The sequence below is a fragment of the Sphingomonas sp. QA11 genome (assembly GCF_028473665.1).
GTDB lineage: Bacteria > Pseudomonadota > Alphaproteobacteria > Sphingomonadales > Sphingomonadaceae > Sphingomonas > Sphingomonas phytovorans.
Window position 1 is genome coordinate 5092114 of record NZ_CP098774.1, and the last position, 12572, is coordinate 5104685.

General features: G+C 66.5%; 13 protein-coding genes. 5 read left to right on the forward strand and 8 right to left on the reverse strand.

Features of this window, described 5'->3' with window-relative positions; translation table 11 throughout:
- Together nusA and rimP are read right to left on the reverse strand one after the other, a co-directional pair.
- Window positions 1–1617, reverse strand: a complete 1617-nt coding sequence (gene nusA / locus NDN01_RS23595) for a transcription termination factor NusA (RefSeq protein WP_272624616.1) — start codon at window positions 1615–1617, stop codon at window positions 1–3.
- Window positions 1617–2198: a ribosome maturation protein RimP gene (gene rimP, locus NDN01_RS23600; protein WP_272624618.1), complete on the reverse strand. Its 582-nt coding sequence runs from the start codon at window positions 2196–2198 to the stop codon at window positions 1617–1619. Before rimP ends, nusA begins: the two co-directional genes overlap by 1 nt.
- A 257-nt stretch (window positions 2199–2455) precedes the next feature.
- On the opposite strand from rimP, the gene NDN01_RS23605 reads away from it, so the two are divergent.
- The gene (locus tag NDN01_RS23605) at window positions 2456–3607 is read left to right on the forward strand and encodes a PQQ-dependent sugar dehydrogenase (protein ID WP_272624619.1); all 1152 of its coding nucleotides are present in this window, start codon (window positions 2456–2458) and stop codon (window positions 3605–3607) included.
- 53 nt (window positions 3608–3660) lie between these two features.
- Window positions 3661–4794 (forward strand): PQQ-dependent sugar dehydrogenase, encoded by a 1134-nt coding sequence (locus NDN01_RS23610; RefSeq protein WP_272624620.1) that lies wholly within the window; start codon window positions 3661–3663, stop codon window positions 4792–4794.
- 161 nt (window positions 4795–4955) lie between these two features.
- Here the strand turns inward: NDN01_RS23610 and NDN01_RS23615 are convergent, their stop codons facing one another.
- Genes NDN01_RS23615 through NDN01_RS23625 form a run of 3 tightly spaced genes read right to left on the reverse strand, consistent with a single transcriptional unit; the run spans window position 4956 to window position 6210 of the window.
- Window positions 4956–5399, reverse strand: coding sequence for a hypothetical protein (locus tag NDN01_RS23615; protein ID WP_272624621.1), 444 nt, complete (start codon window positions 5397–5399; stop codon window positions 4956–4958).
- Window positions 5396–5773 carry a PaaI family thioesterase gene (locus NDN01_RS23620; protein WP_272624622.1) on the reverse strand — a complete coding sequence of 126 codons (378 nt, stop codon included), beginning with the start codon at window positions 5771–5773 and terminating at the stop codon, window positions 5396–5398. The genes NDN01_RS23615 and NDN01_RS23620 overlap by 4 nt, the downstream gene beginning before the upstream one ends.
- Window positions 5770–6210, reverse strand: coding sequence for a PaaI family thioesterase (locus NDN01_RS23625; protein ID WP_443025166.1), 441 nt, complete (start codon window positions 6208–6210; stop codon window positions 5770–5772). Before NDN01_RS23625 ends, NDN01_RS23620 begins: the two co-directional genes overlap by 4 nt.
- Window positions 6211–6361: 151 nt before the next feature.
- Here NDN01_RS23625 and NDN01_RS23630 point away from each other — a divergent pair, with 151 nt between their 5' ends.
- Window positions 6362–7900: an acyl-CoA synthetase gene (locus NDN01_RS23630; RefSeq protein ID WP_272624623.1), complete on the forward strand. Its 1539-nt coding sequence runs from the start codon at window positions 6362–6364 to the stop codon at window positions 7898–7900.
- 173 nt (window positions 7901–8073) lie between these two features.
- A complete protein-coding gene (locus NDN01_RS23635; RefSeq protein ID WP_272624625.1) occupies window positions 8074–8856 on the forward strand; it encodes a crotonase/enoyl-CoA hydratase family protein in 783 nt (260 codons plus the stop codon).
- Between the two features lie 250 nt (window positions 8857–9106).
- Here NDN01_RS23635 and NDN01_RS23640 read toward each other — a convergent pair whose 3' ends face one another.
- From NDN01_RS23640 to NDN01_RS23650, 3 genes are all read right to left on the reverse strand, one after another.
- Window positions 9107–9556, reverse strand: coding sequence for an acyl-CoA thioesterase (locus NDN01_RS23640; protein WP_272624627.1), 450 nt, complete (start codon window positions 9554–9556; stop codon window positions 9107–9109).
- 58 nt (window positions 9557–9614) lie between these two features.
- Window positions 9615–10397, reverse strand: a complete 783-nt coding sequence (locus NDN01_RS23645; RefSeq protein WP_272624629.1) for an SDR family NAD(P)-dependent oxidoreductase — start codon at window positions 10395–10397, stop codon at window positions 9615–9617.
- Window positions 10398–10534: 137 nt separating this feature from the next.
- Window positions 10535–11704: an acetyl-CoA C-acetyltransferase gene (locus tag NDN01_RS23650; RefSeq protein WP_272624630.1), complete on the reverse strand. Its 1170-nt coding sequence runs from the start codon at window positions 11702–11704 to the stop codon at window positions 10535–10537.
- Between the two features lie 106 nt (window positions 11705–11810).
- On the opposite strand from NDN01_RS23650, the gene NDN01_RS23655 reads away from it, so the two are divergent.
- Complete coding sequence (locus NDN01_RS23655) at window positions 11811–12476, forward strand: nitroreductase (protein WP_272624631.1); 666 nt, start codon at window positions 11811–11813, stop codon at window positions 12474–12476.
- The last annotated feature ends 96 nt before the right edge of the window (window positions 12477–12572 follow it).

Consider the following 12572-nt stretch of genomic DNA (forward strand, 5'->3'; position numbering starts at 1 on the left):
TTATGCTTCCTCGTCCGTGGTCTCGGCGTCGGCGGCGGGTGCCTCCTCGTCCTCGAACCAGTGGGCACGCGCTGCCATGATGATCTCGTTGCCCTGCTCCTCGCTCAGGCCGTATTCGCCAAGCACGCCGCCCTTGTCCTCGGGGCGCTTGGGGGCGTCCTCGTTGCGGCGGCGCGGTTCCTGGCGCTTCTTCTGCACCAGCTCGTCGGTCGCGAGATCGGCCAGGTCGTCAAGCGTCTTGATGCCCGCCTTGCCGAGCGTGACCAGCATCGCCTCGGTGATGTACGGCATCGCGGCGAGATCGTCGGACACGCCCAGATCGCGGCGCAGCGTGCGGTTGGCTTCCTCGCGGCGCTCGAGCGCCTCGGTCGCGCGGCTCTGCAACTCGGCGGCGAGATCCTCGTCGAAGCCCTCGATCGAGGCGATTTCGTCGGCCTCGACATAGGCGACTTCTTCAAGCGCGCCGAAGCCCTCGGCGACCAGAAGCTGGGCCAGCGTCTCGTCGACGTCGAGCTCGGTCTGGAACATCTCGGTGCGCTCCAGGAATTCCTTCTGGCGCTTCTCGGACGCGTCGGCCTCGGTCAGGATGTCGATCGCCTTGCCGGTGAGCTGGCTGGCGAGGCGGACATTCTGGCCGCGGCGGCCGATGGCGAGCGACAGCTGATCGTCGGGGACGACCACCTCGATGCGGTCCTCTTCCTCGTCGATCACGACGCGCGACACCGATGCCGGTTGAAGCGCGTTGACGACGAAGGTCGCGGTGTCGGGCGACCAGGGGATGATGTCGATCTTCTCGCCCTGCATTTCCTGCACGACAGCCTGGACCCGGCTGCCCTTCATGCCGACGCACGCGCCGACCGGATCGATCGAGCTGTCATGCGAGATGACGCCGATCTTGGCGCGGCTGCCCGGGTCGCGGGCGGCTGCCTTGATCTCGATGATGCCGTCGTAGATTTCCGGCACTTCCTGCGCGAACAGCTTCTTCATGAAATCGGGGTGCGCGCGGCTGAGGAAGATCTGCGGGCCGCGATTTTCGCGGCGCACGTTCAGGATTAGCGCGCGGATTCGGTCGTTGACGCGCACGATCTCGCGCGGGATCTGCGCGTCGCGGCGGATGACGCCTTCGGCGCGGCCCAAGTCGACCACGACATGGCCGAACTCGACGCGCTTCACCACGCCGGTGATGATCTCGCCCATGCGGTCCTTGAATTCTTCGAACTGGCGCTCGCGCTCGGCATCGCGGACCTTCTGGAAGATCACCTGCTTGGCGGCCTGCGCCGCGATGCGGCCGAACTCGATCGGGGGCAGCGGATCGACGATATAATCGCCGACGACCGCGCCCGCCTGGAGCTTCTGCGCTTCCTTCAGGTTCACCTGCTTGAAATAATCGTCGACCGCCTCGACCACTTCGACGACGCGCCACAGGCGCAGGTCGCCGGAGTTCGGATCGAGCTTGGCGCGAATGTCGTTCTCGGCACCGTAGCGGGCACGGGCGGCGCGCTGGATCGCGTCCTCCATCGCCTCGATCACGATGCCCTTGTCGATCATCTTCTCGGCGGCGACGGCATTCGCGATCGCGATCAGCTCTGCCTTGTTGGCGGAAACGGCGGTGGCCATCAGTCTTGCCCTTCGTTCATGATATCGTCCGGGTTGCGTTCGGCGCCTTCCGGCGCCTCTTCTTCGAATTCTTCTTCCTCGACGCCTTCGGTCGAGAGCGGCCGGGTGGAGGCGATCAGCGCGTCGGTCAGCAGCAGCTTCGCGTTCGCGACCTGGTCGAAGCCGATCGTCATCGGCTCGTGCTTGTTGACGTCGATGGTGATGCGCCCGTCCTCGACACCCTTCAAGATGCCGGTGAGCTGTTTGCGGCCATCGACGGGCGCGGCGAGATGGACGCGCGCCTCATGCCCTGCCCAGTCCTGGAAATCCTTGAGCCGGGTCAGCGGACGGTCGATGCCCGGCGAGCTGACCTCGAGGCGATAGGCCTCCTCGATCGGATCCTTCTCGTCGAACAGGTCGGAGATGCGGCGCGACAGTTCGGCGCAATCGTCGATGGTGAGCTGGCGGGTATCGGGTCGCTCGGCCATCACCTGCAAGGTCAGGTCGTCACGATTGCCGAACATCTTCACGCGCACGAGGTCGAAGCCCAGGGCGTTCGCCTCGGGCTCGATCAGGTGGGTAAGCTTCGCGATGTCCGTCATCAGATTTGAAACATGCCTTTTCGTCGCCGGGACCGTGTGGCCTCGACCTCTTCACCCATAACGATGTAGAGAATATGAGGGCGATATACGGCGGGTTGGCCCGCGCGGCAAGGCCCCATGGTCAGGCGCGGGCAAATGGGAGGTCGCCTGCCTTGATCCTGCGAGTCGATCCTATAGGTTCCGCCTAACTCCGCGCCCCCGGGGATTTAGGCGAATCGCCCCACGCGACGGATTCATTCGAACGAGAGGCTGCCGGCATGACCCGATTCTCTTCCTACGCCCTGTTGCCGCTGTGCACGATCGTCGCTGCCGCCTGCTCCGCCTCGACCGCCCCGGCACAGGACGCGGCCAGCACCGTGGCCAAGCCCTTTACCGAAACAGTGATGGCTGATTTCGATTCGCCCTGGGCGATGACCTTCCTGCCCGATGGCCGGCTGCTGGTGACCGAAAAGGCCGGCAAGATTCAGATCGCCTCCGCCGACATGAAAACGATCGGGACGTTGGCGACGATCCCCGGCGTCGACAGCGCGGGGCAGGGCGGGCTGATGGACGTTGTGCTGTCGCCGGGCTTCACGAAGGATCGCCTCGTCTATTTCAGCTTCTCGGAACAGCGCGAGGGCGGCAAGGCAGTGGCGCTGGCGCGCGGACGGTTCGACGAGACGGGCGCGGCGCCTTCGCTGGCCGATATCTCGGTGATCTTCCGCGCCAGCCCCGCGGTCGAGGGCAATGGGCATTATTCGGGCCGGATCGCCTTCTCGCCCGACGGCCGGCATCTGTTCTTCACCAATGGCGAGCGCCAGAAATTCGACCCGGCGCAGGACCTGACGATGACGCTCGGCAAGGTGCTTCGCCTTACGCCGGACGGGAAGCCGGCACCGGGCAACCCCTTTGCCGGGCAGACCGGCGCACGGCCGGAAATCTGGTCCTATGGGCATCGGAACCTGCTTGGCATCGCGTTCGACGCGCAGGGCAATCTGTGGGAGCAGGAGATGGGGCCGAAGGGCGGCGACGAGATCAACCTGATCCTGCCCGGCCGGAACTATGGCTATCCCAAGGTCTCGAACGGCAGCCATTATGACGACCGGGACATTCCCGATCATGCGCCCGGCGACGGGTTCGAGGCGCCCAAGGTGTGGTGGAACCCGTCAATCTCGCCGGGCGGGCTGATGATCTACTCGGGCGACATGTTCCCGGCGTGGAAGGGCGACGCGTTCGTCGGCGGGCTTTCCAGCGAGTCGCTGCTGCGCATCGACCTGGACGGGACCAGCGCGAAGAAGGGCGATCAATGGCCGATGGGCGCGCGCATCCGCGAGGCGGAGCAGGGGCCCGACGGCGCGATCTGGCTGATCGAGGACGGTCAGCGTGGCGCGAACGGCCGGCTGATCAAGCTTACGCCGGCCAAGGCCTGACGCTACACTGCGGGGGTTCCCGTCGAAACCTCCCCATGAAAGACCCGTTCGGCATGACCAGATTCCTTTTTCGCGCGCTGCCCCTGTTTGTCCTGGCCGGCGCTGCTTCCGCCGGCGTCGCGCAGGATGCCGCCCACACGGTCGCGTTCAAGGTGCCGGGCGGCCTGCCCTTCGCGGTGAGCGACCAGGGCAGCTTCGACACGCCCTTCGCGCTGGCCTTCCTGCCCGATGGTCGAATCCTCGTCACGGAGAAGCCGGGCAAGCTTAAGCTGCGCGCGACCAATGGGGCTGTGAAGGACGTGGCCGGTGTGCCCAGAGTGGCGCCGGGCGGGCAGGGCGGCCTGCTCGACGTCGCGCTCGCGCCCGATTTCGCGAAGAGTCACACAATCTATCTGTCCTATTCGGAGCCGCGCCCGAACGGCCGGAGCCTCGCGCTCGCCCGCGCGACGCTGAAGGACGGCGCCGCGCCGAGCCTTCAGGGCCTTCGGGTGATCTTCCGTGCCGGGTCGGACGGGACGGGCGAGCAGTTCGGCGGCAACATCGCCTTCTCGCCCGATCGCACCTTGCTCTATCTCTCGTCGGGCGAGCGCCAGCGTTTCACTCCGGCCCAGGACCCGGACCAGGCGCTCGGCAAGGTCCTGCGCCTGACGCTCGACGGCAAGCCCGCGCCGGGCAATCCTCAATATGCGGCGGGCGGGGTGCGGGCCGAGACTTGGTCGCTCGGCCACCGCAATCCCTATGGCCTTGCCTTCGACAAGGGCGGTCGGCTCTGGGAAATCGAGATGGGGCCGAAGGGCGGCGACGAGGTCAACCTCATCCTGCCCGGCAGGAATTATGGCTGGCCCAAGGTGTCGAACGGCGACAATTACGATGGCACGCCGATCCCCCGCCATGCCCCGGGCGACGGGTTCGAAGCCCCCAAGGTCTGGTGGAATCCCTCGATCTCGCCGGGCGGGCTGATCATCTATTCGGGCAGGCTGTTCCCGGCCTGGCAGGGCTCGGCCTTCATCGCCGCGCTGTCCGGCCAGGCGCTGATCAGGGTCACGCTGAACGGCGACAACGCGGCCAAGGCCGACCAGTGGAACATGGGCATGCGCATCCGCGACGTGGCCCAGGCGCCGGACGGTGCGATCTGGCTGCTGCAGGATGGCCCGGGCGGGCATCTGATGCGGCTGACGCCTCGGTGAGCCGTCGCAGGCGGGGCTGAGTTTTAAATTCCCCGTTCGTGTCGAATAGGGGGCGAGCCTCTCGAGAATCCGTATCGAGACACATGTGTCCCTCGATATGCCCTCTCGACAAGCTCGATGGCTACTCGGGACGAACGGTTGGGGAGAAGACCCGTTCCACCCTATCCGCGCAGCCTCTTCAGGTGCGCGTCGGCCTCCGCGACGCCCGGATTCCCTGGCGCTCCGGGCATCCCGGCAAGTTCCCCGTATCGCGCCCGCGCCTGGATCCAGAAGATCCAGGCCGTGTCGCTGTCGTTGATCGCTTCGGCCTGCAGCGCCGCGCTGCGCAGCGCATCGGCGATATCGAGCGGCGCGGCATCGGGTATTTCGCGATAGAGGCCCAGCATCTCGGTGATCGCCGTGCCGGCTTCGTCGGCGCGGCCCGCCTCGACCAGCATGTCGGCGAGGTGGCGCACGGCATGGGCAAGCGCCGCGATATCCCCCAGATCGCGCAGCAGCGCCACCGCGCGGCGCTGGCGGGTCATCGCCTCGTAAAGGTCGCCGGTATCCCGCAGGCGTTGCGCGTCGCGGGCATAGGTCTCCGCCTGTGCCCGCGCGTCGCTCATCGCCGGGCGATCAGATAGTTCAGGCGCGCCGCCGCGATCGGCTTGCCGCGGTCATCCTGCCAGGCGGTCGCCTCGACATTGGCGACTCGCGTGCCGAGCCGGGTGACCACCCCCTGCGCCCGGGTCGGCTTGTCGCGCCCGCCGCGCATGAAATCGACCGTGACGTTGATCGGCTTGATCCGGCCGCCGCCCTCCTCGGCCAGCGCCTGGCGGACGGCGACGATCGCCGCCATTTCCATCAGCCCGCTGATCGCGCCGCCGTGAAGGAAACCCGGCCGGCCGAGCACGCCTTTCTCGAACGGCATGATCAGCACGCTCTCATCATCGGGATCGACGCTCAGCCCGAGCAGGTCGGCATAAGGCGGCAGCGTCACAGATAGCCCTCCGGCGCCATGAAGGTGCCCGTGACATGGGCGAGCGGATCGGCCGGGTCGCCGTCATGCGCCTGGCCGCGCACGAACGCGATCGAGCGGGTGATGCGATAGCATTCGCCGCGCCCGATCACCGTCTTTCCCGGCGTCGCCGGCCGGAGATAGTCGACGCGCAGGTCGAGCGTCGCGTGCGGCCTGAAGGCGTTGAGCTTCAGCCACACCGCCATGCTCGTCGCCATGTCCATCATCGACAGGATCGGGCCGGAGGCGATCACGCCGGTTTCGGATTCGCCGATCTGGTCCTTGCTGTAGGGAAGGGCCAGCTCGACCCAGTCGAGGCCGTGAGCGTGATAGCCGAGGCCAAGCAGGCCGCCATGGCCGCCGGCGCCGTTGCGCAGGAAGCGTTCGGGATCGAAACGAAAGGCGTCAGTCGTCATCATCCCGCGCTCCCTATCGCAGCGCAGCGTGATCCGCAAAGCCGCCGGATGATCATCGGATTGGGCATCCGACTGGGGCATCCGATTGGGCGATTGCAGGGCCGCCCGGTGCCGTATAGCTTCGGTTGCAAAGAACAACGAATAGGAGGGGCGGGTGCACCCGAGCATCCATGGCGCGGAGACGCCCGACAAGCCGGCGCTGATCGTCGCAGAGACAGGCGAGACGGTGAGCTTTGCCGAGCTCGACCGGCGCTCCAACCGTGCGGCGCGACTGTTCCGCTCGGCCGGGCTGGCGATCGGCGACACGATTGCCATGTTCCTGGAGAATGTGCCCGAATTCTACGATGTCGCCTGGGGTGCGCAGCGCAGCGGCCTTTTCTATGTCTGCATCTCGACCAAGCTGACCGCGCCCGAGGTGGCCTATATCGTGCGCGACAGCGGGGCGAAGCTGGTCGTGGCGTCGGCCGGGCTGGAGGTTGCCTCGGCGCTCGCAGGAGACCTGGCTGATATCGCGCGCTACACGATCGGCGGCACTGTGCCGGGCTGGTCAGCCTGGGAAGAGGCGGTGGCGGGCATGCCTGATACCCCGATCGGCGACGAGCGCGCTGGAATCGACATGCTCTATTCCTCCGGCACCACCGGCCGGCCCAAGGGCGTGCGTGTCGCGCTGCCCGAGGACCCCGATATCGCTGCACCGAATGTGCTGATGATGCTCGCGCGCGGGCTCTACGGGCTCGGGCCGGATACCATCTATCTCAGCCCCGCGCCGCTCTATCACGCAGCACCGCTTCGCTGGTCGATGACGGTGCTCCGGCTCGGCGGCACGGTCGTGATGATGCAGCATTTCTCGCCGCTGGCCGCGCTGGCGGCGATCGAGACCTATGGCGCGACGGCGAGCCAGTGGGTGCCGACTCATTTCGTGCGCATGCTCAAGCTGGACGAGAGGGAGCGAAGCCGTTTCGACCTGTCGACGCTGAAGGTCGCGATCCACGCCGCCGCGCCCTGCCCGATCCCGGTCAAGGAAGCGATGATCGCCTGGTGGGGCCCGGTGTTGTACGAATATTATGCGGGATCGGAAGGCAATGGGCTGACCACGATCACTTCGGAACAATGGCTGGCGCACAAGGGGTCGGTCGGCACGGCGGCCTATGGCGTGCTGCACATCTGCGACGAGGCGGGCCAGGAGCTCGGCCCGGACGAGGAGGGGCTGGTCTATTTCGAGGGCGGCGGCCAGTTCGAATATCACAACGATCCCGCCAAGACGGCCGAGGCGCGCAATGCGAAAGGCTGGACGACGCTTGGCGATATCGGGCGGATCGATGCCGAGGGCTATCTCTACCTGACCGATCGCAAGAGCTTCATGATCATTTCGGGCGGGGTGAACATCTACCCGCAGGAGATCGAGAACCGGCTGATCACGCATCGGCGCGTGGCCGATGTCGCGGTAATCGGCGGGCCCTGCCCTGAAATGGGCGAGCGGGTCGTCGCGGTGGTGCAGCCGGTCGACATGGCGGAAGCCGGCCCCGCGCTGGCGGAGGAACTGACCGCCTGGTGCCGCGTGGAGCTGTCAGGGGTGAAGACGCCCCGCCAGATCGATTTCACCGAGGAACTGCCCCGGCATGCGACGGGCAAGCTCTACAAGCGTTTGCTGCGCGACCGCTATTGGGGCGTGGGTGGGGGGCGGATCGTGTGATCGGTGCCGAGGAATCGATACCAGAACCCCGTTCGTCGTGAGTAGCCATTGAGCCTGTCGAAATGGCATATCGAAGGACAGGCCCTACGCGGAACTTGTCCTTCGATACGGGCCTTCGACAAGCTCAGTCCCTACTCAGGACGAACGGCATTCATCTCGAAGGAATGACTCACATGAACGACCGCGTCTCCATCACCGTCACCGACCATGTCGCGGATGTCCGCCTGACGCGCGCCGACAAGATGAACGCGATCGATCCGGCGATGTTCAAGGGCATCGCCGCGGCGATCGACCAGCTGGGCGGGATGGCCAATGTCCGCGCCGTGATTCTCTCTGGCGAGGGGCGCGGCTTCTGCGCCGGGCTCGATATGCAGAGCATGGCGGGCGGCGGGTCTGGTATCGACCTGGGCAGCCGGCGTCCCGACGGCGCCAATCTGGTTCAGCAGGTTTCCTGGGGCTGGCGCATGCTGCCGATGCCGGTGATCGCGGCGGTGCACGGCGTGGCGCTGGGTGGCGGGTTCCAGATCATGTCGGGCGCCGATATCCGCATCGCAGCGCCGGGCACGCGCCTGTCGATCCGCGAGGGGCATTGGGGCCTCGTGCCCGACATGGGCGGCATCGCGCTGTGGCGGACGCTGGTGCGTGACGACCTGCTGCGCGAGCTGACCTATACCGCGCGGGAATTCACTGCGGAGGAAGCGCTGGGATATGGCTTCGTCACGCGCCTTGCCGACGATCCGCATGAAGCGGCCATGGCGCTGGCGCGGGAGATCGCCGGGCGCAGCCCGCACGCCGTGCGCGGGTCGAAGCGGCTGTTCAACCTCGCCGCCGATGCCGATCCCAGGGCGATTCTCGAGGCCGAGACGGTCGAGCAGCTGCGGGTGATCCGCCAGCCCAACCAGGTCGAGGCGGTGATGGCCAATATGGAGAAGCGCACGCCCCGGTTCAAAGACTAGGGATACAAAGACCGGGGCGGGCCGACCTCATCGGTGCGATTGCAGCAAGAGAGATGGTTCGCGCGGAGGCGCAGAGCACGCGGAGAAGATCCGGCCAGCGGCAACGGGCGGTTTGCGGCGACAAACACGTCCATGAACCGACGACTTGCCGGCACATGATGATCAAGTCGGAAAACGAACTCCGCGTGCTCTGCGCCTCTGCGCGAATCCTCCTCTGCACCCATGCCAATGACGTGAATGCCGATCCGGCCTAGAGATTGGGCAAAGGCGGGGATCGTTCGATCCGATATTGCTCGAGCCCGGCGCGCAGCTCGTCGGGTAACCGGATCGTGCCGGACGCGCCGCTCATCACGATCGCCGCGTCGCAGGTCGCGATCGCGAAACCCTGCTGGAACGCGGTGGAGAGGATCTGCCAGCTTCGGGTGCCGATCTCGCCGATGCCGGTGGCGATCTCGACATCGGCCGGGAAGCTACCCTCGGCCAGATAGTTGATCTCGATCCGCGCGACGAGCCAGCGATGCCCTTTCCACCCGCTCAGCCCCATCGCCTGGTTGAAGCGCACCCGCCCGCTCTCGAACAGGGCCGCCATCGCGACATTGTTGATATGGCCGAGCGGATCGAGGTCCTGGAAACGGGTCTGGATCAGTTCGCTGTGCGGATAGGCCGTTGGGCTCAGCCGGGATGGATCGGGTCGGGCCATTGCGCTCCTAGTCCCCCTCCCGCTTGCGGAAGGGGGAGAGAGGGGGAGAGAGCGAAGATCAGCGCGGCGCCATCCGGATCGCGCCGTCAAGGCGAACATCCTCGCCGTTGAAATAGCTGTTCTCGATCATCGCCAGCGCAAGCTGGGCATATTCGGGCGCGTTGCCGAGGCGCTTGGGGAAAGGCACTGACGCCGCGAGATTGTCCTTCACCTGTTGCGGGGCGCCCTGCATCAGCGGGGTGTTGAAGATGCCCGGCAGGATGGTGTTGACGCGAATGCCTTCGCCCATCAGGTCGCGCGCGATCGGCAGGGTCATGCCGACCACGCCGCCCTTCGACGCCGAATAGGCGGCCTGGCCGATCTGGCCGTCCTCGGCCGCGACGCTCGCGGTCATCACGATCGCGCCGCGCTCGCCATCCTCGCCCGGCGCCAGCGTCAGCATGCCAGCCGCCGATTTCGCCACGCAGCGGAAGGTGCCGACCAGGTTGATCTGGATGAGCCAGTTGAACGCATCGAGCGAGAAATGCTTGATCGATCCGTCCTCCTTCGACCGGCTCGCCGTCTTCATCGCATTGCCCGTGCCGGCGCAGCAGACCAGGATGCTCTCCTGCCCGTTCGTCGCGCGCGCCTTGGCGAAGCCGGCGTCGACGCTCTCGTCGGAGGTGACGTTCACTTCGCAGAACACGCCGCCGATCTCGGCCGCGACTTTCTCGCCCTTGTCCGCCTGGAGGTCGAAGATCGCGACCTTCACGCCTTTCGCGGCAAGTGCCCTGGCGGTCGCCTCGCCGAGGCCGGAGGAACCACCGGTAACGACGGCGGCGATGTTGGTGTCGAGTTTCATCGTCTTCCTTTCAAAACTGCCGTTCGTCCCGAGTAGCCGCTGAGCCTGTCGAAGCGGCGTATCGAAGGACAGGTGCTTCGATACGGGCCTTCGACACGCTCAGTCCCTGCTCAGCACGAACGGATGGAATGTTGTCCTCAAACCCGCTCGACGATGGTGACGTTGGCGATGCCGCCGCCCTCGCACATCGTCTGCAATCCGTAGCGGGCGCCCCGCGCGTGCAGCGCGTGCACCAGCGTCGCCATCAGCTTGGTGCCCGACGCGCCGAGCGGATGGCCGAGCGCGATCGCGCCGCCATTGACATTGAGCTTCGCCGGGTCGCCGCCGACATGCTTCAGCCAGGCGAGCGGCACCGGCGCGAAGGCCTCGTTGACCTCGTACAGGTCGATATCCTCGATCTTCATGCCCGCGCGCTTCAGCGCCCTGTCGGTCGCGAACAGCGGCTCCTCGAGCATGATAACCGGGTCGCCGCCGGTGACGGTGAGATTGTGGATGCGCGCGAGCGGGGTCAGGCCATGCTCCTTCAGCGCGCGCTCGCTTACGACCAGCACGGCGCTGGCGCCGTCGCAGATCTGGCTGGCATTGGCGGCCGAGATCACGCCGCCTTCCTGAAGCAGCTTGACTGAATGGATGCCCTCGAAGGTCGCGTCGAAGCGGATGCCCTCGTCGACCAGATGGCATGCCTCGCCCTCGGGCGTTTCGATCTCGAGGCCGACGATCTCGCCCTTGAAGTCGCCCCGCTCGGTCGCGGCCGCGGCGCGGCGATGGCTCTCCAGCGCATAGCGGTCGAGCGCGTCGCGGTCGAAACCGTATTTTTCGGCGATCATCTGCGCGCCGAGGAACTGGCTGAACTGGACGCCCGGATAGCGCGCTTCCTGCCGCGGCGACTTCGCCTTGCCGAGACCAGCCTGGGCGAACAGCATGCCGGTCGACCCCATCGGCACGCGCGTCATGCTCTCGACGCCGCTTGCGATCACCACGTCCTGCGTGCCGGAGAGCACCGCCTGCGCCGCGAACTGGATCGCCTGTTGCGAGCTGCCGCATTGCCGGTCGATCGAGACCGCGGGGACGCTTTCGGGCAGCTTCGACGCAAGCACCGCACCGCGGCCGACCTGGAAGCCCTGCTCGCCGCCCTGGCTGACGCAGCCCATGATGACATCCTCGATCGCGTCCGGATCGATGCCGGACCGGTCGACGATCGCGTCGAGCACGGCGCCGCCCATATCGGCCGGGTGCCATCCGGCCAGCCGCCCGCCGCGCTTGCCACCGGCGGTACGCACCGCCTCAACGATATAGGCCTCGGCCATGCTTCGCTCTCCATCAGGTTCGTATTTGCAACCCACTCTTGCCCAATCCCGGCGGGTCGGCAAGGGTGAGTCGGCATACCCGATCGTCGAAAGATGGAGCTACAGGATGAATGTGACGGATGCCGTAGCGGCACGCCGATCTGTACGTGGATTTCAGGAAAGGCCAGTCGATCCGGCGATGCTGAAGACGATCGTGACACGGGCCGCGCGGGCGGCGACCGGCGGCAATCTCCAGCCCTGGCATGTCGACCTGGTGACGGGCGAGTCGCTCGCCGCGCTGAAGGCGGCGATGATGGCGACGCTGATGGCGGGCGAGACCGAAGAGCCGGCCTATGCGATCTATCCGCCGGAGCTGACCGCGCCCTATCGAGACCGGCGCTTCGCGATCGGCGAGGCGATGTACGCGCAGATCGGCATCCCGCGTGAGGACAAGGCGGCGCGGCGATTGTGGTTCGCGCGCAATTTCCAGTTCTTCGGCGCGCCGGCGGCCTTGTTCTGCACGGTCGACCGGCAGATGGGCCCGCCGCAATGGGCCGATCTCGGCATGTATCTGCAGAATGTGATGCTGCTTGCGGTGGAGGCCGGCCTCGCGACCTGCGCGCAGGAATGCTGGGCGCTCTATCCGGAGACGATCACCGGTTTTCTGGAAACCCCGGCGGAGCGGATGCTCTTCTGCGGCATGGCGATCGGCTATGAGGATGAAGCGGAACCGGCGAACCGGTTGCGGAGCGCAAGGGCACCGGAAGAGGAGTGGCTGAAGGTACATATGTAATCCTCCGTGCGGGGGAGGACTAAGGATGTCCGTGCGCCCGACGCTTCCCTTCCACCCAACTCTGCAATTGACGCTGCAGTGCAGCATCGCCACCTG